Annotated in this window: 21 protein-coding genes; 10 read left to right on the forward strand and 11 right to left on the reverse strand. The window is 71.8% G+C overall.

The genetic code is table 11. The annotated features are described in order from the left end of the window. Positions 1-102: 102 nt before the first annotated feature. Entirely contained in the window at positions 103-1,068 is a 966-nt protein-coding gene (locus SACTE_RS22365) for a zinc-binding dehydrogenase (RefSeq protein ID WP_014048290.1), read from the forward strand. After that, the gene (locus SACTE_RS22370; protein ID WP_014048291.1) at positions 1,065-1,619 is read left to right on the forward strand and encodes a GNAT family N-acetyltransferase; all 555 of its coding nucleotides are present in this window, start codon (positions 1,065-1,067) and stop codon (positions 1,617-1,619) included. Before SACTE_RS22365 ends, SACTE_RS22370 begins: the two co-directional genes overlap by 4 nt. A 98-nt stretch (positions 1,620-1,717) precedes the next feature. Here SACTE_RS22370 and SACTE_RS22375 read toward each other — a convergent pair whose 3' ends face one another. Together SACTE_RS22375 and SACTE_RS22380 are read right to left on the reverse strand one after the other, a co-directional pair. Beyond that, positions 1,718-2,725: a PadR family transcriptional regulator gene (locus SACTE_RS22375; protein WP_014048292.1), complete on the reverse strand. Its 1,008-nt coding sequence runs from the start codon at positions 2,723-2,725 to the stop codon at positions 1,718-1,720. A 1-nt stretch (position 2,726) separates the two neighbouring features. Beyond that, on the reverse strand, positions 2,727-3,584 hold the full coding sequence (locus tag SACTE_RS22380; protein WP_014048293.1) for a DUF4097 family beta strand repeat-containing protein: 858 nt from the start codon (positions 3,582-3,584) through the stop codon (positions 2,727-2,729). Positions 3,585-3,747: 163 nt separating this feature from the next. Here SACTE_RS22380 and SACTE_RS22385 point away from each other — a divergent pair, with 163 nt between their 5' ends. Then, on the forward strand, positions 3,748-4,632 hold the full coding sequence (locus tag SACTE_RS22385) for a hypothetical protein (RefSeq protein ID WP_026358935.1): 885 nt from the start codon (positions 3,748-3,750) through the stop codon (positions 4,630-4,632). Here SACTE_RS22385 and SACTE_RS22390 read toward each other — a convergent pair whose 3' ends face one another. From SACTE_RS22390 to SACTE_RS22410, 5 genes are all read right to left on the reverse strand, one after another. Continuing rightward, complete coding sequence (locus SACTE_RS22390) at positions 4,633-4,812, reverse strand: DUF6104 family protein (protein WP_014048295.1); 180 nt, start codon at positions 4,810-4,812, stop codon at positions 4,633-4,635. Positions 4,813-4,898: 86 nt separating this feature from the next. Beyond that, a complete protein-coding gene (locus SACTE_RS22395) occupies positions 4,899-8,741 on the reverse strand; it encodes a multifunctional oxoglutarate decarboxylase/oxoglutarate dehydrogenase thiamine pyrophosphate-binding subunit/dihydrolipoyllysine-residue succinyltransferase subunit (RefSeq protein WP_014048296.1) in 3,843 nt (1,280 codons plus the stop codon). 257 nt (positions 8,742-8,998) lie between these two features. After that, the gene (locus SACTE_RS22400; protein ID WP_014048297.1) at positions 8,999-10,075 is read right to left on the reverse strand and encodes a HAMP domain-containing sensor histidine kinase; all 1,077 of its coding nucleotides are present in this window, start codon (positions 10,073-10,075) and stop codon (positions 8,999-9,001) included. After that, positions 10,072-10,809 carry a response regulator transcription factor gene (locus SACTE_RS22405; RefSeq protein WP_014048298.1) on the reverse strand — a complete coding sequence of 246 codons (738 nt, stop codon included), beginning with the start codon at positions 10,807-10,809 and terminating at the stop codon, positions 10,072-10,074. Before SACTE_RS22405 ends, SACTE_RS22400 begins: the two co-directional genes overlap by 4 nt. Before the next feature lie 234 nt (positions 10,810-11,043). Next, the gene (locus SACTE_RS22410; protein WP_019992363.1) at positions 11,044-11,727 is read right to left on the reverse strand and encodes a spermidine synthase; all 684 of its coding nucleotides are present in this window, start codon (positions 11,725-11,727) and stop codon (positions 11,044-11,046) included. Between the two features lie 259 nt (positions 11,728-11,986). Here SACTE_RS22410 and lon point away from each other — a divergent pair, with 259 nt between their 5' ends. Beyond that, positions 11,987-14,410 carry an endopeptidase La gene (gene lon / locus SACTE_RS22415; RefSeq protein WP_014048300.1) on the forward strand — a complete coding sequence of 808 codons (2,424 nt, stop codon included), beginning with the start codon at positions 11,987-11,989 and terminating at the stop codon, positions 14,408-14,410. A 126-nt stretch (positions 14,411-14,536) separates the two neighbouring features. On the opposite strand, the gene SACTE_RS22420 is transcribed toward lon, so the two are convergent. Together SACTE_RS22420 and SACTE_RS22425 are read right to left on the reverse strand one after the other, a co-directional pair. Then, positions 14,537-15,301 carry a polysaccharide deacetylase family protein gene (locus tag SACTE_RS22420; protein ID WP_014048301.1) on the reverse strand — a complete coding sequence of 255 codons (765 nt, stop codon included), beginning with the start codon at positions 15,299-15,301 and terminating at the stop codon, positions 14,537-14,539. 158 nt (positions 15,302-15,459) lie between these two features. Beyond that, positions 15,460-16,302 carry a lysozyme gene (locus SACTE_RS22425; protein WP_014048302.1) on the reverse strand — a complete coding sequence of 281 codons (843 nt, stop codon included), beginning with the start codon at positions 16,300-16,302 and terminating at the stop codon, positions 15,460-15,462. Positions 16,303-16,556: 254 nt separating this feature from the next. On the opposite strand from SACTE_RS22425, the gene SACTE_RS22430 reads away from it, so the two are divergent. Next, the gene (locus SACTE_RS22430; protein WP_014048303.1) at positions 16,557-17,039 is read left to right on the forward strand and encodes a MarR family transcriptional regulator; all 483 of its coding nucleotides are present in this window, start codon (positions 16,557-16,559) and stop codon (positions 17,037-17,039) included. A 30-nt stretch (positions 17,040-17,069) separates the two neighbouring features. Here SACTE_RS22430 and SACTE_RS22435 read toward each other — a convergent pair whose 3' ends face one another. Then, complete coding sequence (locus SACTE_RS22435) at positions 17,070-17,855, reverse strand: hypothetical protein (protein ID WP_014048304.1); 786 nt, start codon at positions 17,853-17,855, stop codon at positions 17,070-17,072. A gap of 367 nt (positions 17,856-18,222) precedes the next feature. On the opposite strand from SACTE_RS22435, the gene SACTE_RS22440 reads away from it, so the two are divergent. The 5 genes from SACTE_RS22440 to SACTE_RS22460 are packed head-to-tail and all read left to right on the forward strand — an operon-like array spanning position 18,223 to position 24,066. After that, a complete protein-coding gene (locus tag SACTE_RS22440; protein WP_014048305.1) occupies positions 18,223-21,267 on the forward strand; it encodes a nitrate- and nitrite sensing domain-containing protein in 3,045 nt (1,014 codons plus the stop codon). Then, the gene (locus tag SACTE_RS22445) at positions 21,264-21,743 is read left to right on the forward strand and encodes a roadblock/LC7 domain-containing protein (RefSeq protein ID WP_014048306.1); all 480 of its coding nucleotides are present in this window, start codon (positions 21,264-21,266) and stop codon (positions 21,741-21,743) included. Before SACTE_RS22440 ends, SACTE_RS22445 begins: the two co-directional genes overlap by 4 nt. Beyond that, positions 21,740-22,153: a DUF742 domain-containing protein gene (locus SACTE_RS22450; RefSeq protein WP_014048307.1), complete on the forward strand. Its 414-nt coding sequence runs from the start codon at positions 21,740-21,742 to the stop codon at positions 22,151-22,153. The genes SACTE_RS22445 and SACTE_RS22450 overlap by 4 nt, the downstream gene beginning before the upstream one ends. Then, positions 22,134-22,784, forward strand: a complete 651-nt coding sequence (locus SACTE_RS22455; RefSeq protein ID WP_014048308.1) for an ATP/GTP-binding protein — start codon at positions 22,134-22,136, stop codon at positions 22,782-22,784. Before SACTE_RS22450 ends, SACTE_RS22455 begins: the two co-directional genes overlap by 20 nt. Positions 22,785-22,821: 37 nt before the next feature. Next, on the forward strand, positions 22,822-24,066 hold the full coding sequence (locus tag SACTE_RS22460; RefSeq protein WP_014048309.1) for a styrene monooxygenase/indole monooxygenase family protein: 1,245 nt from the start codon (positions 22,822-22,824) through the stop codon (positions 24,064-24,066). A gap of 51 nt (positions 24,067-24,117) precedes the next feature. Here the strand turns inward: SACTE_RS22460 and SACTE_RS22465 are convergent, their stop codons facing one another. Continuing rightward, complete coding sequence (locus tag SACTE_RS22465) at positions 24,118-25,266, reverse strand: C40 family peptidase (protein WP_014048310.1); 1,149 nt, start codon at positions 25,264-25,266, stop codon at positions 24,118-24,120. Positions 25,267-25,368: the final 102 nt, after the last annotated feature.

Below are 25,368 nucleotides of genomic sequence, written 5' to 3' on the forward strand. Positions count from 1 at the left end.
GGAACGGCCTCCTTCCCGCCCCTCGCACGGCCCGTGCTCTGGGGCCTGTGTCACACCACCGAACGGTTACGTCACGGCGCGTCACGGCCTATCGTCGTGGCCATGTTCGCCGCCTACGCCGCACGCATCGACCGCGACCAGCCCCTCAACGGCCTCGAGCTGGGCGAACGCCCCGCGCCCGAGGCGCGGCCCGGCTGGACCACCGTCCAGGTCAAGGCCGCCTCCCTCAACCACCATGACCTGTGGTCCCTGCGCGGGGTCGGGATCACCGAGGACAAGCTGCCCATGATCCTCGGCTGCGACGCCGCCGGGATCGACCAGGACGGCAACGAGGTCGTCCTGCACTCCGTCATCGGCCAGACCGGTCACGGGGTCGGCCCCGACGAACCGCGCTCCATCCTCACCGAGCGCTACCAGGGCACCTTCGCCGAGCAGGTCACCGTCCCCAGCTGGAACGTCCTGCCGAAGCCCAGGGAGCTGACCTTCGAGCAGGCCGCCTGCCTGCCCACGGCCTGGCTGACGGCGTACCGCATGCTCTTTACCAACGCCGGTGTGCGCCCCGGGGACTCCGTACTCGTCCAGGGCGCCGGAGGCGGCGTGGCCACGGCGGCGATCGTGCTGGGCAAGGCCGCCGGGCTCAGGGTGTACGCCACCAGCCGTGACGAGGCCAAGCGCGAGAAGGCCGTCGAGCTGGGGGCCGTGGAGGCGTACGAGCCCGGCGCGCGACTGCCGCGGCGGGTCGACGCCGTCATCGAGACCGTCGGGGCCGCGACCTGGTCCCACTCGGTGAAGTCGCTCCGGCCCGGGGGCACTCTGGTCATCTCGGGTGCCACCAGCGGCGATCGGCCCGCGCACGCCGAACTGACCCGGATCTTCTTCCTGGAGCTCAAGGTCGTCGGCTCCACGATGGGGTCCAAGGACGAGCTGGAGGACCTGCTGTCCTTCTGCGCGGCCACCGGAGTACGGCCGGTCATCGACGAAGCCCTGCCGCTCGACCGGGCCCGGGAGGGGTTCGAACGGCTTGCCGCGGGTGACCTGTTCGGGAAGATCGTGCTGACCGCCCCGTGAGGCCGGGGACCGGGCGCCGGGCGCCCGCCCGGTTCCTGCTGCGGCACTGGCGGCCGTCCGACGCACCGGCCGTGCTCCGGGCCTTCGCGCCGGACGAGATGGTCCGGCAGTCCGGTGGCCACCTGGTCGCCACGCCGGCCGACGCGCTGGAGTGGGTCGCCCGCCGGGAGCGGGAACGTGTGGCCGGCACCGGATACGCCTGGGCCGTCGTCAGGGCGGAGGAGGACGAGGCGCTCGGCTGTGTGGCCGTGACCGCCATGAACCAGGTCCACGACTGCGGCTGGGTCTCGTACTGGACCACCGAGGCGGCCCGCGGTTCGGGCGCGGCCACGGCCGGGGTGCGGGCGCTCGCCCGCTGGGCCTTCGACGACCTGGGGCTCTACCGGCTGGAACTCGGTCACCGGACGGACAACCCGGCCTCCTGCGCGGTGGCCCGGCGGGCCGGCTTCGCGGCGGAGGGCGTCGAACGCGGAAAGCTCCGGTACGAGGACGTCCGGTACGACGTGGAACGCCACGCCCGCCTCGCCACGGACCGTGCCAACTCTGATTGACACGACCGTGACACCGGGACCCTCCACAGCCGCCACTTGCGACGGAGGCCCCCGTTCGGCATCCGCCCGCAGAGGATCCGCCGCTCACCCGCCGGTGGTCAGAGCCCCTTCGCTCGTGGTCCGGCGTCCTGCCGGTCCTCACCGCCCTCGCCGGGCTCGCGGAGCAGCGCGTCGATGCGGCTCGCGGCCGTGGCGAGGTGGTGGCGGGCCTCCGTCAGCTGGGTCTCGCTGATGCCCCGGTCCCGCGCCGCGTCCCGGATGTCGTCGCGGAAGCGGTCCAGCAGCCGGTCCAGGTCCCGGGCCGGGTCGCCGGTCGCCGGAGTGTCGGCGGCCCACTCGACGTCCGGCCGGTCCGAGGGCTTCCAGCCGGCGTCCGGCTCGGCCGGATCGGGCCTGGTGTACGACGGCCAGGTGCCGGATCTGGCGAAGCCGCCCAGCTGCCCCGTGATCTCGGCCAGGCCTTCCCGCACGCCGGTGGGCCAGTCGCCGCGGGCGAAGTGCTCCTGTACCTGCCGGGCGGCGTTCTGCATCTGCTCGCGCGCCTTCTCGTGCGCCTCCTGGGCCTGACGGCGGGCCCGGTCGGCGTCCTCGCGGGCGCGGCGGGACTCGTCCTTGGCCCGGCGGGCCTGCTCCTTCCACTCCTGCTTCGCCTTGCGCAGCTCTTCCTTCGCGGTGCGCCAGGCGTCGGCCTCCTGCCCGGAACCGCCGCCGGCGCCGCTCTTGGACTCGGAGGCCGCCGCGCGCATCTCGCTGCGCAGCTTGCCCGCCGCGCCGCGCACGTCGTCGCGTATCTCCGCGGCGAGCTCCGAGACCGACTCGTGGATCTCCAGCTCCAGATCGGCCAGCTCCCCGCCACGGCCCGCGAGCTCGTCGCGTCCCGCGTCGGTGATGGAGTAGACCTTGCGGCCGCCCTCCGTGGCGTGGGTGACCAGTCCCTCGGCCTCCAGCTTGGCCAGCCGCGGATAGACCGTGCCCGCCGAGGGTGCGTACAGGCCCTGGAAGCGCTCCTCCAGCAGCCGGATCACCTCGTAACCGTGGCGCGGGGCCTCGTCCAGAAGCTTGAGGAGGTAGAGACGCAGGCGTCCATGGGCGAATACGGGGGGCATGTCAGAGCACCTTTCCGGTCGGCTCGGCGTCACGCGGGTCGTCCTTGGCCGGTGGGCGGCGCAGCAGGGCGATCGATCCGGAGACCGTGGTCGCCCTGAGCGTGCCCGTACCGGCGCCGAGCTTCCCGGTAATCTTCTTCGCCCCCCACTGGCCGCCCACCCGCAGGTCCTCGAAGGCGTTGCTGACCTCGCCGGTCGCGGTGTTCGCCTCCACCTTGGCGTCCGCCGGGTGCGGCAGCCGTATGGCGATCTCGCCGGAGACCGTGGTCAGCCTGATGTCCGTCGGCTCGGCGGAGGTGTCGAGGTCCAGCACCATGTCACCACTGACGGACTCCGCCCGCACCGACGTGCCGGCCCCCTCGACGACCGTCAGGTCGCCGGACACCGAATGGAAGCGGAGGTCACCGGTCACGGCCTGGGCCTCCAGGCTCCCCGAGACGGTCTCCGCGCGGACCTTGCCGGAGAGCCCCACCAGGGTCGTGTCACCACCGACCCCGCGCACCTCCGTGCGCCCGTGGATGCCCGAGACGACCGCGCTCGCGCCGACCACCCCGACCTCCACCCCCGAACCGGCCGGTACGGCGAGCGAGACGACCGCCCGCCGGCGCGGACTCCGGCGGTCGAGCCAGCTCAGGAACCCCTTCCACGGCAGATCCTCGTACGCGACGGTCAGGGTCGAGCCCCGCCGCGTGACGATCAGGGGTGGGCCCTCGATCTCGGACACCTCCAGTCGCGCCGTCGGCTCCGTCGTGCCGACGACGTTGACCGTGCCGTCGACGACGCGCACGCGCAGCGCCGTCACGGGGTCGTCGAAGGTGAGCTTCTGCGGTTCGGCGACGGTCCACGTCGAATCAGGCATGGAACTGACCTCCCAAGGCACGGCGGCACGCAACATATCGCGTCTCTTATGAACACGATATATCGCGGTTGCTGCAAGTCAAGGGGCGGCTGGGCGGGTGTGGATGCCCGAGCCGCACGCCGAATCACCTCATACGCGGACAAGGTGGCCTAGCGTGGAGAGCATGACCGCTACCTCCGTGGGTGCCCTGCTGCTCTGCCGGGCCGACCCCGAGACCGTACGGCCGCCGGCTCACCTGCTGCAGGAGCGGATGCTGCTCCTGCCCGCCGGGGACGGCTGGAGCGTCCTCGTCCCCGAGGGGAAGCCCTGGCGGGACGGTCCGGCCGACGGCCGGGGCACCGGCTCCGACACCGGCGACGGCGGCGGAGCCGAACCCGTCGACCGGGTCATGGGCGGCTGGGCCACCGCACTCGCGGTGGGCTCCAGCTGGCCCGTCCTCGCGCTGTGGTGGGACGGCGACCGGTCCGGCTACACGCTCGCCGCAGGCTTCCGCCGCCCGGTCGGCTACGTCTGGCTGGCCGACGGCACCCCGGCCGGAGAGGACGAGGCCATGCGGACCTTCGCGGCCCGACTGGGCCTCGACCCGGTGCTGGACGTCCAGGAGCTGGAGGCCCTCACCCGCCAGGACCCGGAGACCGACGCCGACGCCCGGCTCCGTGGCCTGCTCGCCGTGCTCACCCGTACCGGGGTGGCCCTGCCGCCCGGACTCGCGCCGGGGGAACCGGCCGACCGGCTGCGCACCGCCGCCGATGTCCACCCGCAGGTGGAGCGGATCGAGTGGGCCGGCTGGCGTGACACCGTGCAGGCCGAGCTCGACGCCGTCGAGAGCACCGGCCTCGGCCCGTGGATGCGCGGCCCGCGCGCCCGCGCCGTCGCGACCGCACAGGTCGCCGCGGGCCTCCCGCTCACCCTGTGGGGAGCCCGCAGACGCAGCGGGGGATGGATCACGGCCGGGCTGGTCCTGCTGGCCCAAGGGGCCCTGGGGCTCGCCTACGACCGGTTCAGGGCCGAGGCGCGACGAGACGCACGGGGCGGCCCGACGTGGTGACTACTCGTCCTCGTCGTCGTCCAGCCGGGCGAGCCAGGTCGCGAGGCGCTCGACGGGGACCTCGAAGTCGGGGTTGAGATCGACGAACGTCCGCAGCTGCTCGGCGAGCCACTCGAAGGTGACCTCCTCCTCGCCGCGCCGCTTCTCCAGTTCCTCGATGCCACGGTCCGTGAAGTACATGGCACCAGGATAACGAGGCCGCACAGGCCGAAGGCCCGGCCCGCGAACATCTCGCGGACCGGGCCTCCCTCACGTACGGCAGCCGGTCAGGCCTCGAAGACCTCGTCGATCAGCTGGGTCTGCTCGGCCTGGTGGCGCTTGGCCGAGCCGACCGCCGGGGACGACCCGTGCGGACGCGAGATGCGGCGCAGACGCTCGCCGTGCGGCACGTCGGCACCCACGGCCAGGTCCAGGTGGTCGATCAGGTTGAGCGCGATGAACGGCCACGCACCCTGGTTGGCCGGCTCCTCCTGGGCCCAGAGGTACTTCTCCGCGTTCGGGTACTTGGCGATCTCGGCCTGGATCTCCGCACCCGGCAGCGGGTACAGGCGCTCCAGACGGATGATCGCCGTCTCCGTGTCGCCGCGCTTCACACGCTCGGCGTCCAGGTCGTAGAAGAGCTTGCCGGCGCAGAAGACGACCTTGCGGACGGCTTCCGCCTCGACCGAGTCGTCGCCGATGACCGGACGGAACCCGCCCGTGGTGAACTCCTCCACCTTCGACGCCGCGGCCTTGAGGCGCAGCATCGACTTCGGCGTGAAGACGATCAGCGGCTTGTGGTGCGGGTTGTGCACCTGCCACCGCAGGAGGTGGAAGTAGTTCGACGGCAGGGTGGGCATCGCGACCGTCATGTTGTCCTGCGCGCACATCTGCAGGAAACGCTCCGGGCGGGCGGACGAGTGGTCCGGCCCCTGGCCCTCGTAGCCGTGCGGCAGCAGCAGGGTGACGCCGGACGTCTGGCCCCACTTCTGCTCGGCCGAGGAGATGAACTCGTCCACGACGGTCTGGGCGCCGTTGACGAAGTCACCGAACTGGGCCTCCCAGATCACCAGCGACTCCGGGCGGGCCAGCGAGTAGCCGTACTCGAAGCCCATCGCCGCGTACTCGCTGAGCAGCGAGTCGTAGACGTTGTAACGGGCCTGGTCCTCGGAGAGGTAGAGCAGCGGGGTGTAGTCCTCGCCGGTCTTCTGGTCGACGAGCACGGCGTGACGCTGCCCGAACGTGCCGCGGCGGGTGTCCTGGCCGGCGAGCCGGACCGGGGTGCCCTCCATCAGCAGCGAACCGATGGCCAGGGTCTCGCCCATGCCCCAGTCGATCGTGCCGTTCTCCACCGAGGAGGCGCGGCGCTGCATCTGCGGCAGCAGACGCGGGTGCACGGTCACCGTGTCGGGGATGTTCACCTGGGACTCGGCGATCAGCTTGACGACCTCCGAGGACACCGCGGTGTTCACGGCGACGGGGAACTCGGCCTGCACGTCCGGGACATGCGGCTGGGACGGCGCCGAGGTGGCCTCGCGGACCTCCGCGAAGACCTTCTCCAGCTGGCCCTGGAAGTCCTGGAGCGCCTGCTCGGCCTCTTCCAGCGTGATGTCGCCGCGACCGATGAGGGACTCGGTGTAGAGCTTGCGCACCGAGCGCTTCTTGTCGATCAGGGTGTACATCTGCGGGTTGGTGAACTCCGGGTTGTCGCCCTCGTTGTGACCGCGGCGGCGGTAGCAGATGAGGTCGATCACGACATCCTTGTTGAACGTCTGCCGGTACTCGAAGGCGAGGCGCGCGACCCGCACCACGGCCTCCGGGTCGTCGCCGTTGACGTGGATGATCGGCGCCTCGATCATGCGCGCCACGTCGGTGGCGTACATCGAGGAGCGCGAGGACTCCGGTGCGGCGGTGAAGCCGACCTGGTTGTTGATCACCACGTGCACGGTGCCGCCGGTGCGGTAACCGCGCAGCTGCGACATGTTGAGCGTCTCCGCGACGACACCCTGGCCCGCGAAGGCCGCGTCGCCGTGGAGCGCGACGGGCAGGACCGTGAAGTCCGTACCGCCCTTGTTGATGATGTCCTGCTTGGCGCGGGCGATGCCCTCCAGGACCGGGTCGACCGCCTCCAGGTGCGAGGGGTTGGCGGCCAGCGAGACCTTGATCTGCTCGCCGTCCAGACCGGTGAAGGTGCCCTCGGCGCCCAGGTGGTACTTGACGTCGCCGGAGCCGTGCATCGACCGCGGGTCGAGGTTGCCCTCGAACTCCCGGAAGATCTGCGCGTACGACTTGCCGACGATGTTCGCCAGGACGTTCAGACGGCCGCGGTGGGCCATGCCGATGACGACCTCGTCCAGGCGCGCCTCCGCCGCGGAGTCGATGACCGCGTCGAGCAGCGGGATGACGGACTCGCCGCCCTCCAGCGAGAACCGCTTCTGACCGACGTACTTGGTCTGCAGGAACGTCTCGAACGCCTCGGCGGCGTTGAGGCGGCGCAGGATCCGCAGCTGCTCCTCACGCTCCGGGGCCGGGCGCGGACGCTCCACCCGGTCCTGGATCCACTTGCGCTCCTTCGGGTCCTGGATGTGCATGAACTCGATGCCGGTGGTGCGGCAGTACGACTCACGCAGGACGCCGAGGATGTCGCGGAGCTTCATCATCGTCTTGCCGGCGAAGCCGCCGACCGCGAAGTCCCGCTCCAGGTCCCACAGGGTGAGGCCGTGCTCGGTGATGTCCAGGTCGGGGTGCTTGCGCTGGCGGTACTCCAGCGGGTCGGTGTCGGCCATGACGTGGCCCCGGACCCGGTAGGAGTGGATCAGCTCGAAGACCCGCGCGGCCTTGGTGACGTCGTCGTCGTGCGAGGCGTCGATGTCCTTGAGCCAGCGGACCGGCTCGTAGGGGATGCGCAGCGCCTTGAAGATCTCGTCGTAGAAGTCGTTCTCGCCGAGCAGGAGCTGGGCCAGGACGCGGAGGAACTCGCCGGACGCCGCACCCTGGATGACCCGGTGGTCGTACGTCGAGGTCAGCGTCATGACCTTGGAGATGCCCAGCTTGTTCAGGGTGTCCTGCGAGGTGCCCTGGAACTCGGCCGGGTAGTCCATCGCGCCGACGCCCATGATGAGGCCCTGTCCGGGCATCAGGCGGGGCACCGAGTGCACGGTGCCGATGCCGCCGGGGTTGGTCAGCGAGGCGGTGACACCGGTGAAGTCGTCCATGCCGAGCTTGCCGACACGGGCGCGGCGGACGATGTCCTCGTACGCCTGCCAGAACTCGAAGAAGTTGAGCGTCTCGGCCTTCTTGATGGCCGCGACGACCAGCTGGCGGTCGCCGTTCGGCTTCACCAGGTCGATGGCGAGGCCGAGGTTGACGTGCTCCGGCTTGACCAGGGTCGGCTTGCCGTCCTTGACCGCGAAGGAGTGGTTCATCGACGGCATGGCCTTGAGGGCCTGCACCATCGCGTACCCGATGAGGTGCGTGAAGGAGATCTTCCCGCCGCGGGCGCGCTTGAGGTGGTTGTTGATGACGATGCGGTTGTCGAACAGCAGCTTCACCGGGACCGCGCGGACGGACGTGGCCGTCGGCAGCTCCAGCGAGGCGTTCATGTTCTTCGCGACGGCGGCCGAGGGGCCGCGCAGCGTCACGTACTCGGGGCCGGCCGGGGCCTCGGTCGCGTCGTCGGCCTTCTTCTCGGCGGCCGGAGCCGCCTTCGCCGGGGCCGCCTTGGCGGGGGCGGCCTTCGCCGGAGCGGCCTGCGCGGCGGCGGGCTTCGCGGGTGCGGCCGCCGGGGCTGCCTTCGCCGGGGAGGCGGGGGCGGACGAGGGGGCCGCGGCCTTGGCCGGAGCGGGCGCGGCGGCCGGGGTGTTGTTCGCGGTGCCCGCGGCCGGAGCCGGGGTCACCGCGGCACCCGCCGTCGCGGGAACGGGCTTGTCCGCCGTGCCGGACGTGCCCGGCTTGTAGTCGGCGAAGAAGTCCCACCAGGCGCGGTCGACCGAACTGGGATCCTGGAGGTACTGCTGGTAGATCTCGTCGACGAGCCACTCATTGGCACCGAAAGCGGCCGCCGGGTTGGACCCGGAGCCCGCTTCTTGATCGGTCGAGATACTCGAGTTACTGGGGGACTGAGACGACACGGCGGCAACCGCCCTCTTCCGCTTCACAAGGTGATGGACAGCGGAAATCAAGGCTACGCCCCCCGAGCCGTTACGTGCAGGCCGGGCCGGTCTTCGTCGTGCACATCACATCGGAAGCCGGGTTTCGGCGCATGAAATGGCGGGAAACAAGCGGGGTTCCGCTGCACTTCGGTACGCGGGGCCGGGGTTCGGCCCCTTGGACCGTATCTCGTTCCTGGTCAGGAGGGAGAACCTGGCCCTCCGGATCGAACTCCGGGTCAACCGCGCAACTGTGGGTTCCCCGGAAGAGTGACCTGGATCCGGCAACCCCGGGCTGATTCGGCCACACCGATGCGGCCGCCGTGCAGATCGACGGCCCAGCGGGCGATCGCCAGGCCGAGCCCGGTACCGCCGTCGCTGCCGGGGCCCTGCGGGGACGGTGCCTGCCCCCGGTTGAAGCGCTCGAAGACCCGGTGGCGCTCGGCCTCCGGGATGCCCGGGCCCTCGTCGACGACCTCCAGCTCCAGCGACTCCGGATACCGCCCGCGCCGGGCGAGCACCGTGACCCGGCCGTGCGGCGGACTGTGCTTGACAGCGTTGTCGATGAGGTTGGCGACCACCTGGTGCAGCCGCTCCGCGTCCGCGTGCGCCGTCAGCTCCGGCGGCGACACGTCCAGGTGGAGGTGGACGTCCGTACGGGAGTGGTTGCCGGAGCCGGAGGAGAGCCGGCGCTGCGAGGCCGCGAGGTTGGCCTCCTTCAGCACGCCCGACAGATACGGCCAGACCTCGAAGCGGCGCGCCTTGAGCGTCACCACGCCGTTGTCCAGCCGTGAGAGGTCCAGCAGCGTCTCCACCAGTCTGCCCAGGCGTTCCGTCTGCTTGAGGGCCGTGCGCATCGTCTCGGGGTCGGCGGCGGAGACCCCGTCCACCACGTTCTCCAGCACGGCTCTGAGCGCCGCGATGGGCGTGCGCAGCTCGTGAGAGACGTTGGCCACCAGCTCCTTGCGGTGCCGGTCCTCCGCCTCCAGGTCGTCCGCCATGCGGTTGATGGTCTGGGCGAGGTCCCCGAGCTCGTCGCGGCGCCCGGCGCCGCTCACCCGTCTGGTGTAGTCGCCGTGCGAGATCGACCGGGCCACGGCCCTCATCTCGTCCAGCGGCGCCGTCAGACCGTGCGCCACGAACTGGGTGATGAGCAGGGTCGCGATCACCGAGAAGACCGTGATGAACCGGAACTCGGTCCGGGTGCGCAGGGCGACGATCAGCAGCCCGGTGGTGATGAACACCGAGACCACCACGAGCGTGCCGAGTTTCGCCTTGATCGAGAAGGGCCGCAGTCCCGAGCCGGGCCGGGTCATGGCGCGGGGGTCTCCAGGGCGTAGCCGACGCCGTGCACGGTACGGATCCGCTCGGCGCCGATCTTGCGGCGCAGAGCCTTGATGTGGCTGTCGACCGTGCGCGTCCCGGAGGCGTCCGCCCAGTCCCACACCTCGGCGAGCAGCTGCTCCCGGGAGAGCACCGCGCGGGGGGTGTTGGCCAGGCAGACCAGCAGGTCGAACTCGGTCGGTGTGAGATGGACGTCCTCGGCACGCACCCGGACCCGGCGCTGCGCGTGGTCGATCTCCAGCTCGCCCAGGCGCAGGATGCCGCTGCGCGGCGTCACCGCGGCCAGGGCGGCCCGCTCGACCCGGCGCAGCAGCACGTGCACCCGCGCGGCCAGTTCACGCATGGAGAACGGCTTCGTCATGTAGTCGTCGGCGCCGACCCCGAGCCCGACCAGCATGTCGGTCTCGTCGTCCCGCGCGGTGAGCATCAGCACCGGAACCGGGCGCTGGGCCTGCACGCGCCGGCAGACCTCCAGACCGTCGAAGCCCGGCAGCATGATGTCGAGCACCATCAGGTCGGGCTGCCAGGACTCGGCCGCGTCCACGGCCGCCGGCCCGTCCAGTGCGGTCTGCACCAGAAAGCCCTCGGCCCGCAGACGGGCGGAGATGGCGTCGACGATCGTCGCGTCGTCCTCGACCACCAGAACCCGGCGCTGGGCACCGGGGGTGGCCGCGACGCCGTTGTGGGTGGTGTGTGTCTGTTCCATCGCCCCGCCCCTGCCCGCTCTCGCGGAGGCCATTCCCCCGGAGACGCGGTTTTCGCTCGTGGATTTCGTGGGTCACAGCCCCTGTGCCGCTCAGCAGCGTAAGGGGCGAGGAGGGCTTCCGGCTACGCAGGGTGTTGTCCGGAGCCGGGGAGCGGTCCCGGTCGCGGAGGCGGACCGCCGGTCGCGGGGCGTCCGTCCCGTGGGGGGCGGGCGCCCCGTATACCGGGTGGGGGTTCAGCTCGCGCGCAGTGCGAGATGGACCACGTCGGGAACACCTCGGGCAACGGCTACTTCTTCGGTCCGTACCGCGTGGAACCCGGCATTCCGCAGCGTTTCCTCGAACGCCTCGGAGGGCTGGGCGGACCACACGGCGAGCACTCCGCCGGGCGTCAGGCGCTCCCGGCAGGCCGCCAGACCGGAGGGGGAATAGAGGGTTCCGTTGTCCTCGGTGACCGTCCAGTCGGGGCCGTTGTCGATGTCCAGGCACAGTGCGTCGTAACGCTCAGTGGTCGTGTGGAGGTAGGTCACGAGGTCCGTCCGGAGGATCTCGGTCCGCGGATCGGCGAGCGCCGCGCCGGAGATCCGGGCGAGCGGCCCCTCCAGATGCCAGTCGACGATGGCCTGTTCCCGCTCGACGACGGCGATCCGTCCCCAGCGGGGCCCGGCCGCGGCCCGTACGAGCGAGAAACCGACGCCCAGCCCGCCGATGAGAACGGCCGGATCCGGACGCCCGTCGGGCAGGGCGTCCAGGGCCGCGTCGATCAGCAGCCGCTCGGAACGCCCGTCGGAGGTGTCCATGAGGAAGCACCCGTTGGCGATGATCTCGAAGTCGTCGCCGCGCTCCCGCAGCACGACCTCGCCGTACGGCCCCTCGCGCCGGTCGAGGGTGACGGGGGTGGGGATGTCCGTGGCGGTCATGGGCACTGTCTCCGGTCTCCGGTCGGCGGGCATGGCCCGCCCATCCTTCCCGCAACCCCCGCGCCGGGGCCAGCCGGTTACGGGTGGGGCCGCGGCCCCGTTCCGGCCGGGGGAATGGGGGTGCCGCCGTCGTTGCTGACCGGAGGGCGGGGGCGGGCTCGGAGAAGTGATCGCTGAGAGCGAACAGAGCCCGGGGAACATTCGGCGGCTCACAAGCATTGAGTCCACATAGCTCAACTTGCCTGCCGAAGGGGAGATCATGACTGCTGAGTCCAACGCGTCCCAGGCGTTCACGCCGATCGACCTGCCCGTGCTGCCGCTCGACGACGAGGTCGTCCTGCCGGGCATGGTGGTTCCGCTCGACCTGTCCGACGCGGAGGTACGCGCCGCCGTGGAGGCCGCCCAGGCCGTGGCTCGGCCCGGCGGCGGCAAGCCCGAGGTGCTGCTCGTGCCGCGCATCGACGGGAACTACACCGGCACCGGTGTCCTGGGCACCGTGGAACAGGTCGGACGACTCTCGGACGGCGACCCGGGTGCCCTCATCCGGGCCCGTGACCGGGTGCGGATCGGTGCCGGGACCAGCGGGCCCGGGAGCGCGCTGTGGGTGGAGGGCACCAGGATCGAGGCGCCCGCGCCCGACCCCCTCCCCGGCTCCGTCGCCGAGCTCGTCAAGGAGTACAAGGCGCTCGCCACCAGCTGGCTGAAGAAGCGCGGTGCCTGGCAGGTCGTGGACCGCGTCCAGCAGATCGACGACGTGTCCGCCCTCGCCGACAACTCCGGGTACTCGCCGTTCTTGACCACGGCCCAGAAGGTGCGGCTGCTGGAGACCGTCGACCCGGTCGACCGGCTGAAGCTCGCTATCCAGTGGCTGAGTGAGCACCTCGCCGAGCAGGACGTGGCCGAATCCATCGCCAAGGACGTCCAGGAGGGCGTCGACAAGCAGCAGCGCGAGTTCCTGCTGCGGCGCCAGCTCGACGCCGTCCGCAAGGAGCTCTCCGAGCTCAACGGTGACGCCGAGGACGAGTCCGACGACTACCGGGCCCGTGTCGAGGCCGCCGACCTGCCGGACCACGTCCGTGAGGCCGCCCTCAAGGAGGTCGACAAGCTGGAGCGGGCGTCCGACCAGAGCCCCGAGGGCTCCTGGATCCGGACCTGGCTGGACACCGTCCTCGAACTGCCCTGGACCGAGCGGACCGAGGACGCCTACGACATCAAGGGCGCCCAGGAGATCCTGGACGCCGAACACGCGGGCCTGGCGGACGTCAAGGAGCGCATCACCGAGTACCTCGCGGTGCGCAAGCGGCGCGCCGACCGGGGCCTCGGCGTCGTCGGCGGCAGGCGCGGCGGTGCCGTACTGGCACTGGTCGGACCTCCCGGCGTCGGCAAGACCTCGCTCGGTGAGTCCGTCGCGCACGCCATGGGCCGGAAGTTCGTCCGCGTCGCGCTCGGAGGTGTCCGGGACGAGGCGGAGATCCGGGGACACCGGCGTACGTACGTCGGCGCGCTGCCCGGACGTATCGTGCGGGCGATCAAGGAGGCCGGTTCGATGAACCCGGTCGTCCTGCTCGACGAGATCGACAAGGTCGGCTCCGACTTCCGGGGCGACCCGGCCGCGGCCCTGCTGGAGGTCCTCGACCCCGCGCAGAACCACACCTTCCGCGACCACTACCTGGAGGTCGAACTCGACCTCAGCGACGTGGTGTTCCTGGCCACGGCCAACGTCCTCGAAGCCATCCCGGAGGCCCTGCTCGACCGCATGGAGCTGGTCCGCCTCGACGGCTACACCGAGGACGAGAAGGTCGTCATCGCCCGGGACCACCTGCTCCCGCGCCAGCTGGAGCGGACCGGCCTGGAGCCGGAGGAGGTCACCCTGGACGAGTCGGCGCTGCGCAAGCTGGCCGGCGAGTACACCCGGGAGGCGGGCGTACGGAACCTGGAGCGGGCGGTCGCCCGGCTGCTCCGCAAGGTCGCGGCCCAGCACGAACTGGGCGACCGGACGCTTCCGTTCACGGTGACGGACGCCGACCTCAGGGGTCTGATCGGACGCCCGCACCACGTGCCCGAGTCCGCCCAGGACCCGGCCGAGCGCCGCACGGCGGTGCCCGGGGTGGCCACCGGCCTCGCGGTGACCGGAGCGGGCGGCGACGTGCTGTACGTCGAGGCGTCACTGGCCGATCCGGAGACCGGGGCGTCCGGGCTGACCCTGACCGGCCAGCTGGGCGACGTGATGAAGGAGAGCGCGCAGATCGCCCTCAGCTTCCTGCGGTCGCACGGGGCGGAGCTGGAGCTGCCGGTCGCCGACCTCAAGGACCGGGGCGTGCACATCCACTTCCCGGCGGGCGCGGTCCCCAAGGACGGCCCGAGCGCCGGCATCACGCTGACGACGGCGCTGGCCTCACTGCTCTCCGGGCGGCTGGTCCGCACGGACGTGGCGATGACCGGTGAGGTGTCGCTGACCGGACGGGTGCTGCCGATCGGCGGCCTCAAGCAGAAGCTGCTGGCGGCGCACCGGGCGGGCATCACCACCGTGGTGATCCCCCAGCGCAACGAGGCCGACCTGGACGACGTCCCGGCCGAGGTGCTGGAGAAGCTGGACGTCCACCCGGTCACCGACGTCCGCCAGGTGCTGGAGATCGCACTCGCCCCGGCCTCGGCCAGGGAAAGGATCCCGGCCGCGGCGTAGGTGCCACGCTGTGACGGGCGCGGCACCACGGACACGGCCGGTACGGGCGGCCCGCTCCTCCCCGCGAGGGAGGGCGGGCCGTTCCGCGTGCCGGGGGTGAGGGTTCCGGGGGTGAGGGCTCCGGGGTCAGGGGCGGTAGACCGTGCCCGGTTCCGGCTCGGCGGGGGCCATGAGCTGGGGGACCGTCACGAAGGTGTAGCCCTCCTTGTGCAGCGCGTCGATGATGCCGGGCACCGCGGGGACCGTCCCCTTGTAGATGTCGTGCAGCAGGATGATCCCGTCCTTGGCCGCCTGGTCGAGCGTCCGCTTCCTGATCAGCGCGGAGTCGTTCGTCGAGTAGTCCTTGGCGGTCGTGCTCCACAGGATCTGGGAGAGGCCGAGCTCCTTGCTGATCTCGGAGACCGTGTCGTCGGTCCGGCCCTGCGGCGGACGCATCAGCCGCGGCTTCCTGCCCGTGATCTCCGCTATCGCGTCCTGCGTCTTCTCCAGCTCGGCGCGTATCTCGTCGGGCTTCTTGTCCGTCAGGATCTCGTGCGACCAGGTGTGGTTGGCGACCTCGTGCCCCTCCGCCTCGATGCGGCGCACGGTGTCCGGGTGCTTCAGCACGTGGTTCTTGCCCAGCAGGAAGAACGTCGCCGGGACCTTCTTCTCCTTGAGGACGTCCAGGAGGTGCGGGGTGTCCTCACCGGGCCCGGCGTCGAAGGTCAGCGCGATGCACTTCGCCTTGCGGCAGTCCACCGAGCCGAAGGAGCCCTTGGCGTCGGAGGCGGCGTCGGCCCGTGCGGAACCGGGGGCCGTCGTCTCCATGGAACAGCCGCTGAGCGTCAGAGTGAGGACGGTCACAAGGGCGGCGGCCAACCCCGTACCGAGCGGCGTCGTCTTTCTGGGCACAGCGGTCACTCCCGGAGCAGGTCCGCACCCTGATGGCGCGGCATGCCGCGACTATACATACTGCGTATAAACGGAGTGCATAGTGGGGGCGCCGGGCGGCGCGGAGCCCCGGCGGCCGGGCCGGCCACCGGGGCTGTGCGGTCCCCGCGGGCGGCGGATCAGCCGTTCGCGAGGGCCTGGACGCGGTCGAGGGCGCCGTTGAAGTGGTTGTGGTCCCCGACCGTGGGGCCGGACGAGGTGTACTGCCAGATCGTGTAGACGCCCCAGCCGGCCGGGAGTTCGCCGACCGTCGTGTTGTACCGGGCCACCCAGAGCGGGTTGGTGGTGCCGAAGCCCGCGTTGTTGCCCGTGCAGTCCTTCCACCAGCTGGTCGCGGTGTAGATCACCGCGTCCCGACCGGTGCGCGCCTTGTAGGTGTTCACGAAGTCGCGGATCCAGGCGACCATGGCGGCCTGGGTCTTGCCGTAGCACTGTGCGCCGTACGGGTTCCACTCGATGTCCAGCACCCCGGGCAGGGTCTTGCCGTCCCGAGACCACCCACCGCCGTTGTCCACGAAGTAGTTGGCCTGTGCCGCGCCGCTGGTCGTGTCCGGGGTGGCGAAGTGGTACGAGCCGCGGATCATGCCCACGTTGTAGGAGCCGTTGTACTGCTGAGCGAAGTACGGGTTCTTGTAGTACGTCCCCTCGGTGGCCTTCGTGTAGGCCCACTTCACACCGCTGCTCCACAACGTCGGCCAGGCGACGTTGCCCTGGTGGCTGCTGACGTCCACCCCTTCGGTCTGTACGGCGGCGGTGCCGACGGGGCTGCCGCCCCCCTGGCCGTCGTGCGCGATGACGCCCTGGCCCATCCTCGCCGTCCCCCGTTCGGGGACGGCGGTGCCGTCGGCGGCGGACGCGGCGCCGGGCAGGGTGAGCGTGAGGGCGAGTGCGGCGAGGAGTGCGCCCGCCGCCGCGAGGCGGGGGCGGCGGCTCGGTGCGGTTCCGGATCTGTGCACGGGCATCTGCGTGCCTCCGAAGGCTCGGTGGGGGGGAGCTCATGACCCAGGAGCGGGTGCGGGACACTCCTGTGGGGCGTGCGCCGTGGTGTGGACATGCCACCCGTGGCACCCCTGACGCTACGCACGTAGACCCACCCGGCGGAAGAGGGCCCGGTCGCCGCCGGAGGTCTACTCCTGCGAAATACTGGCCGAGCTGCGGCGATGGCCGCGGTTGGCAGAAACTTTCATCGGCCGGAAAGCGTATGAGGGGTGCTGACGTGCGCGGGAGCGAAAGCGATGGTGAACCCGGCCCGACGGCCAGGAGTGGTGTGAACCACGAATTCCTCGCGTTGGAGCGGGAGTTGGCGGTCTTCCTGCGCCGGGCGCGGGCCAATTCCGGGGAGATGGCCCGGGAGGTCCACCCGGATCTGGAGCCGGCGGCCTACGGGATCCTCGTACGCCTGGAGTCGGCGGGGCGGCAGCGCCCCACGGACCTCGCCGCCTACTTCGGGGTCGGCAGGGCGACCATGAGCCGTCAGCTGCACGCCCTGGAGGGCCTCGGCCTGGTCTCCCGTGAGAGTGATCCGGCTGACGGCCGTGTCTCGCTCGTCCGGCTCACGGACGAGGGGCTCGCCCGCTTCCGGCGCGTCCGCGACGCCCGGCGGGGCCGGTACGCCGACAAGCTGGCGGACTGGGACCGCGCGGAGGTCGCGGAACTCGCCCGGCTGCTGCACCACTTCAACGCACGCGCCGAGGGATGAGGCGGTCCGCACGCCCGCGGTGCGGGCGTCCTACAGCTCCACCAGGACCGCGGTCGCGTCGTCGTGCCTCTTGCCGCGCCGCAGGAAGACGCGGTCGGTGTCGGCCCGCTCCAGCTCCCGGACGCGGCCGATCAGCCCCTGCGGCCCCTCCTCGCGCACCAGCCCCGGCAGGTCGGCCCAGTCGCCCGCGCCGAACGTCTCCGTCCAGCGGCTCGCCCCGTCGGTCAGGGCGTTCAGCGAACGGACCTCCGCGAGAGGGGTCTCGCCGGTCACCGCGCGTGACGCCACCCCGGGGTCGGCCGCGGCCGTGAAGAAGCCGCCCTCCTTGTTGCGCGCCCGCGCGTCCGCGACCGCCTCGGACGCCAGGGTGCCGGGCGGGAGCCGGTCGAGACGGTCGTCGAGGACGGGGCGTACCGTGCCGTCCGGCGCCTCCAGGAGCAACGCCGAGTCGGAGAGCACCAGGTGCTCCACGCGCCGCGCGTCCCAACGCGCCAGGACCACCGTTGCCTGAGGCGTACGCGCGTGAGAAAGGTCACAGGAGGAGCGGTGGGCGTCGGCGGTACGTCGGATGGACGCCGCCAGGACCTCGGTGAGCGTCAGTTCCGGGCGCGAAGCGGACAGTTCGACCAGTGAGCCGCCCAGCCGGGCGGTGAACCACGGCACCGAGTGCACACACCCGTCGTCCCCCAGGGGCGGTGTCACACCGTCGAGGACGACGAGGACGCCGCCCAGGCCGGATGCCGGGACGGCGGTCGATGCCCAGTCCTCGTTGGGGCCTTCGGGGCGGCCCGGCTCGGTGGCGAGTGCGATACGCATCAGGTCAGTCTGCACGATGCCTTCACCGGGCTGCCACGATGCCGGTGACCGGTCCGTACCAGCAGGTCAGCGCCGCCTGACGGGCCGGAAGCAGGGGCGTCCGGGAGGTGCGGGCGGGCATCTTGCCAAAGCCTGGGCGGAAGTTCCACCCGGCGGCCCGTGCATGACGGGGGGCGGCTCTGGGGAGACTTGTTCGCCAACTCCGTAGTGATGTTCACTCGTTCGAGTGGCGGAGCGGTTGATGCGCGCCCCCCTCTCAAAAGCGCTGGAATGGTCGGAAGCCGTACCAGGGGTGGGGCGCCCTACCAACACGTGACCGTGCGTCATCTCTGCTTCATGGGTGGACGAGTCAAGATTGCGAGCACCGGTGCAGAAGAAGCGGCCTCGGAGCAAGGACAGCACGCGCGACGGGTCCGGGGCGACGCCTCCGGCCGTGGGCGCGGGCAAGCGGACCGTACGGGTACGCAGCAGGCTGGTCGCCGGCGTCGCCGTCGTCGGAATCACCGTGATCGCCGCGGGCGCCCCGATGGCCCTCGGTGCCTCGGCCGACCTCAACGAATCCCAGCGGCTGGTCACGCTCGCCGAGCTGAACCAGCAGGCGATCACCCTCGCGCACGCCCTCGCGGACGAGCGTGACGAGGTCGTCGGTTACATCGCGGCCGGCCGTGACGAGGAGGGCGGGAACGATCCCGCCGACGCCGCCGCACGGGTCGACCGGAAGGTCGACGAGATCGGTCCGGACGCGTCGGCCTCGCTGCGCCGCGACCTCTCGACCATCCCCTCCCTGCGCCGTGAGGCCCTCACCGGCAAGGGATCGGCGACCGAGGCCTTCCAGGCGTACTCCGAGGTCATCGCCAAGCTCCACGGTCTGGCCGGCGAGCTCGCCGAGAAGACCCCGCCACGGGCCGCCGACGCCACTCGCGCCCCGCTCGCGCTCGGCGGCGCCGTGGAGCAGGCGTCCGCCACCCGCGGTCTGCTCCTGGCCGCGCTCGCCGTGCCCGGCACGAAGCCGTCCGCACCGGAGATCGACCCGTACACCGGCCTCCCGGTCCGGAGCCAGGACGAGAGCGGCAGCGAGGAGTCCCGCACCCGCGACGAGCTGAGCGCTGCCGCCCAGCAGGCCCGGGTGCGGGAGCTCGCCTCCCTCGCCGAATTCGACCAGGCGGCCGGACCCGCCGCGCGGGACCGGCTCGCCTCCACGGTCACCGGTCCCGAGGTCAACACGGCGGAGAAGTACCTCACCCGGCTGACCGACCGGCCCGAGCTGTCCGACGCGGACCGCCGGTCGGATCCCGAGAAGGTCGAGGCCGCTCTCTCCGCCCGTGTCGACCGGATGCGCAGCGCCGAGTCCGCTCTCGGCACCGCCCAGGTCGCACGCCTGGAGAAGCTGCGGGACGACGACGTCACCGCCCTGGAGATCCGGCTCGCCCTGCTCGGCGGCTGCCTGCTGATCGCGGTCGGCGTCTCCACCGCCGTCGCCCGCACCCTCACGCAGCCGCTCGCCGTCCTGCGGCTCGGTGCCGGCCGGATCGCCGCCGAGCCCGAGACCGCCGAGCCGGTCCGCTACACCGGGCGCAACGACGAGTTCGCCCAGGTCGTGCGCTCCATCAACACCCTGCACGGCAAGCTCCACGGCATGCGACAGGGCACCACGGGCCGGCTGGAGACGCTGGAGGCCGAGCACGGCGAACTCACCGCCGCCCGCGAGGAGCTCACCACCCGGCGCGCCGAACTCCAGGCCGAGGTCGCCGAACTGACCAAGCAGCTGGAACAGCTGAAGAACACCGTCCACCACACCTTCGTCAACCTGTCGCTGCGCACCCTCGGACTCGTCGAGCGCCAGCTCGCCGTCATCGAGGGGCTGGAGGAGCGCGAGCAGGACCCGGAGCGCCTCGCCACCCTCTTCAAACTGGACCACATGGCCACCGTCATGCGGCGCCACAGCGAGAACATGCTGGTCCTGGCGGGCACCGAGCACAACCAGGGCCACGCGGGCCCGATCCCGCTGGTGGACGTGTTGCGGGCCGCCGTCAGCGAGATCGAGCGGTACGAGCGGGTCACCATCCAGTCCCTGCCTCCGCACGCGCAGATCGCCGGCTTCGCCGCCGACGACCTGAGCCACCTGGTCGCCGAACTCCTGGAGAACGCCACCTCCTTCTCGCCCCCGGACTCCCATGTCGAGCTGTCCGGCTGGCTGCTGGAGACCGGTGAGGTGATGCTCTCCGTGCAGGACGAGGGCATCGGCATGTCGGCGGTCCGGATGAGCGAGCTCAATGCCAGGCTGACCGACCCGGCGTCCTTCGAAGCCGGCGAACAGGCCGCGGACGGGGCCGGGCTCGGCCTCCAGGTGATCTCGCTGCTGGCCGCGCGCCACGGCGTACGGGTCGAGCTGCGCGAGCAGAAGGGGAACGGGGTGACCGCTGTCGTGGTCCTTCCGCAGGCCCTGCTGCCGAAGGCGCCGCCCGCCGCCTCCCCGCCGGCGGTGCAGATGCCGGGGGACGCGCCCACCCTGAACCTGCCCGGCTCCGTCGCCGAGGCCAACTCCAACGCGCTTCCGCCGCGTTCGGCGGCCCCCGACGGCGACCCGATGATCGCCGCCGCCGAGCGGACGCTCCGGGAGGCCGGCGCGGACACCGCGTCCGCCGACGCCGAGTCCGAGGCGGCCGAAGCGACCGAGGGGGCCGAGGGGCCCGCACCGGCCGAGGCGTCGACAGCCGTGCCCGAGGCGGACATCGCCGCGCCCGCCGCCGCCGCGCCCGAGGACGTGCCCGCCGCCGCCGACGTCTCCGCGGTCGAGGACGAGGTCGAGGACGAGGTCGAGGACGGGGGAGAAGAGGACGCCCCGGCTCCCGCCCCCGTGGACGACTGGCCCGTCCCGGACGGCCACCAGGCCACTCCGCCCGCCGAGCCGGACCCCGAGACCACGATGCAGGTCCGGCTGCCCTCGCCGCAGAGCGCCCGGGACCCGTACGCCATCGGCCCCGACCGCCACGAGCGCGCCGCCGACAGCAGCCCGGCCGCCCCCGCGGACCCGGGAGCCGCTCCGCCCGCCTCCACCGCGTCCGCCGCCCTTCCCGGCCCCCGGCAGCCCCTCACCGCCCCCGTCGACGACGACGGGCCGGCCGCCGGGTTCCCGGGCGAGGGACTGGGCGAGGAGGTGCCCGATCCGGCTCCGGTGCCCGAGCGGCTCACCGACAAGGGCCTGCCCAAGCGGACGCCCAAGATCGTCGCACCGCCCACCGCGCCGGCCACCGACCGCAAGGGCACCCTCGACAAGGACGCCCTGCGCCGCAGGCTCGGCGGCTTCCACCAAGGCGCGATGGAGGGCAGGCGCGACGTCGAGGCCGAACTCGCCGAGAACACTTCAGAGACCGATGAGACGGGGGACACAGTCGAGGAGGCACGCAGTTGACTGCTCCCAGCACGTTCGGGCTGAGCAGCGAGGCCCGGAACCTGCACTGGTTGCTGAGCAATCTCGTGGAGGAGGTGCCAGGGGTCCACTCGGTCACCGTCGTCTCGTCCGACGGGCTGATGCTGCTGTCCTCCGACCCCGGGCTCGCCACGGCCAAGGCGGCGGGTGGGCAGCGGGGCCCCAGAGGCTCCAGTGCCGACCTCGCCACCATCGTCTCGGGGATCGGCTCGCTGACCGTAGGCGCCGCCAAGCTGATGGACGGCGGAGGGATCAAGCAGACGATGGTCGCGATGGACGAGGGCAGCGTCTTCGTCATGTCGATCAGCGACGGGTCCCTGCTCGGCGTACACGCCACACCGGACTGCGACATGAGCGTCATCGCCTACCACATGGCGCTCTTCGTCGGCCGCGCCGGACATGTACTCACCCCCGAACTCCGCAGTGAGCTGCGCAAATCGATGGAGAGCGCCCAGTGACGTCCGCCGCTGAACCCGTACGCAAGCTTCCCGTCCGGGGCGCCGGCCGCACACCCGCCCGGGTGCGCCCGTACTCCCTCACCGGCGGCCGTACGCGCTTCGGGCACGTCCTGCTCGTCGAGACGTTCGTGGCCGCGCTGGAGGCACCCGAGGAGCGGCGCGAGCTGACCAACGGCAACCTCTCCTCGCGCGTCATGCCGGAGCTCCGCGCCATCGTGGAGCTCTGCCGCCGGATGCGTACGGTCGCGGAGATCTCGGCCCTGCTGAAGATGCCGCTCGGCGTGGTCCGGGTGCTGCTCAGCGACTTGGCCGACCAGGGAAAGATCCGCGTGTACGGGACCGGCCACGGCGCCGGTCAGCCCGACCGCGCACTGCTCGAAAGGGTGCTCAATGGACTCCGCCGTCTCTGAGGCTCCGCTCTTCGCCCCGCGTCAGCCGGGGCCGCAGGACCAGCCCGAGGAGTCGGTGCAGGCCTGGCAGCTCGACCACACCCGGGCGCCCATCGCGACCAAGATCGTCGTCGCGGGCGGGTTCGGGGTCGGCAAGACGACCTTCGTCACCTCCGTCTCGGAGATAACCCCGCTGCAGACCGAAGCGCTGATGACCCGGGCCAGCGAGGCCACGGACGACCTCAGCGCCACTCCCGACAAGGTCACCACGACCGTCGCGATGGACTTCGGCCGGCTCACCCTCGACGACGACCTGGTGCTGTACGTCTTCGGCACGCCCGGCCAGCAGCGCTTCTGGTTCATGTGGGACGACCTGGTGCGCGGCGCGATCGGTGCGGTCGTCCTGGCCGACACCCGCCGCCTCGCCGACTGCTTCGCCGCGCTCGACTACTTCGAGAGCTGCGGGCTGCCGTACATCGTCGCCGTCAACCACTTCGAGGGGACGACCGGTTACGAGGAGGCGGACGTCAGGGAGGCCCTGACCGTCCCGCCGCACGTGCCTGTCGTGATCATGGACGCGCGGCGGAGGATCACCGTCGTCGAGGCGCTGCTCGCCCTGGTGAGCCACGCCCTCGACGTCACTCCCGCGTAAGCGCCACGCACCCACGTCCACGTAACGGAGAACCGCGATGCGGAAGATACTCATAGTCGGAGCGGGCCAGTCCGGTCTTCAGCTGGCTCTCGGCCTCCAGTCCCGGGGGTATGAGGTCACCCTCATGTCCAACCGCACGGCCGACGAGATCCGGACCGGCCGGGTCATGTCGACCCAGTGCATGTTCCACACGGCGCTGGAGCACGAGCGCGAACTCCAGCTCGACTTCTGGGAGTCGCAGGCCCCCCGCATCGAGGGTCTCGGCGTCTCGGTGGCCGCGCCGGACTCCTCCCGGGCCGTCGACTGGGTGGGCAGACTGGACGGTTTCGCGCAGTCCGTGGACCAGCGCGTGAAGATGGCCGGCTGGATGGAGACGTTCGCGCAGCGTGGCGGGCAGCTCGTCATCCACGGTGCCGCCGTGTCCGACCTGGACTACTTCTCCCGCACCTACGACCTGGTGATGGTCTCGGCCGGCAAGGGCGAGCTGGTCTCCATGTTCGGCCGCGACGCGGCGCGTTCCCCCTACGACGCCCCGCAGCGCGCCCTCGCCGTCGCCTATGTGCACGGCCTGGCGCCGCGCCCGGAGCACCCGGACTTCGACGCGGTCCGCTGCAACCTGGTGCCGGGGGTCGGCGAGCTCTTCGTCATGCCGACCCTGACCACCTCGGGCCGCGCCGACATCCTGTTCTGGGAGGGCGTGCCCGGCGGTCCGCTGGACGCCTTCCAGGGCATCAAGGACCCCACCGAGCACCTGGCCAAGACGCTGGAGCTGATGGAGAGGTTCACGCCCTGGGAGTACGCCCGCGCCACCAAGGTCGAGCTGACCGACGCCAACGGCACCCTGGCGGGCCGCTACGCCCCGACCGTCCGCAAGCCGATCGGCCGGCTGCCGGGCGGCGGCCTGGTCCTGGGCGTCGGGGACGTCGTCGTCGCCAACGACCCGATCACCGGGCAGGGCTCCAACACCGCGTCCAAGTGCGCCCACTCCTACCTGCGCTCGATCGTCGAGCACGGGGACCGCGACTTCGACGCCGCGTGGATGCAGGCCACCTTCGACCGGCACTGGGAGAAGACCCAGCACGTCGTGCGGTGGACGAACGCCATGCTGGCGCCGCCGCCGGAGCACGTGCTGAACCTGATCGGCGCGGGCGGGCAGCTCCAGCCGGTCGCCGACCGGTTCGCCAACGCCTTCGACGACCCGGCCGACCTGGACAACTTCTTCTTCGAGCCGGACCGGACGAACGCCTACCTCGCCGAGGTCACGGCCGCCGCCCAGACCTGACCCCCGGCGCCGCCCGCGACCGCCCCGCCCGTCACGAGGGCGGGGCGGTCCTCAGGCGGTCCGGGCGTCGTAGCCGGTGTCCGGCCCCGAGCCGGCGCCGTCCGGCAGCCGGGGCGGGGTGTACGCGTCCAGCGGCGCGCTCCCCGGGTCCGGCCGCACCGCCCCGAGCAACGGGTTGGACGCCAGCGGCGACACCTTGACGGTGGCCCCGGGTCTGGGCGCCTGCACCACCCACCCGTCGCCGATGTAGAGAGCCACATGGGTGGCCTCGGGGAAGTAGACCACCAGGTCCCCCGGTCGCAGCTGCGAGACCGGGACGCGGGGCAGCCGCCGCCACTGCTCCTGCGAGGTACGCGGAATGGCGCGCCCCGCCGCCGACCAGGCCGTCGAGGTCAGCCCCGAGCAGTCGAAGGACTCCGGTCCCTCGGCGCCCCACACGTACGGCTTGCCGATCTGGCCCACGGCGTACCGGACGGCCTCGCCGCCCTGCCGCGACGGTGCCCGAGTGCTGCTGAGCGCGCCGGAGGTGACCAGCTTCTGCTGCGCCGCCTCGGTGTTCCGCCGCTCCAGCTCCGTCAGCCGGGCGAGCTGCTCCTCGGAGAGCGAGGCGAGCATCGCCTCGACGTCCCGCATCCTGGACCAGACCGCGTCGCGCTGCTCCTTCCGCTCCGTCGTCAGCGTCCGTTGCCGTCGCAGCGCCTCACGTGACGCCGCCGCCAGGTCCTCGGCCCGCTTCTCCGCGGCGGAGAGCTGTTCGACGGTGGCGGTCCTCCCGGCCTGGGCGCGTGCGAGCACATGGCTCTGGTCGAAGGCCTGCTGCGGGTCCCGGGCCAGCAGGAGCCGCAGATAGACGGAGAAGTCGGTGTGCCCCTGGTACTGGTCGCGGGCCAGGCGTCCCGCGTCGCGCCGGGCGACGGTCAGGGCGCCGCGGGCCGCGGAGAGCCGGGTGTTCAGCCGCTTGACCTCGGCGGTCTTCTTCTTCAGCGCCTCGGCGGTGGCGTTGTACCGCTCCCCGGCCTTCTCCGCCTCCAGGTAGAGGGTCTGCAACCGCTTCAGCAGTGCGGAGACGTCCTGCGGGGCCTTCTCGGGCGCCGGGGCGCCGGAGGCCGGTCCGGGGGGAGGTTCCGCGAGGGCGGGGGAGGCGGCCACGACCGCCGCGGTCGCCGCCGTGCAGAGGATGCGCACGAGTCTGCCTGACACGACATCACCTCCGGTGACGGGGCCGGGCCCGCCCTTCCGTAGGTGAATCGGATCGGCGGACTACCCCACAAATGATCGGATCCTGTCCATCCGGTCACTCGG

The organism is Streptomyces sp. SirexAA-E (assembly GCF_000177195.2).
Taxonomy (GTDB): Bacteria; Actinomycetota; Actinomycetes; order Streptomycetales; family Streptomycetaceae; genus Streptomyces; species Streptomyces flavovirens.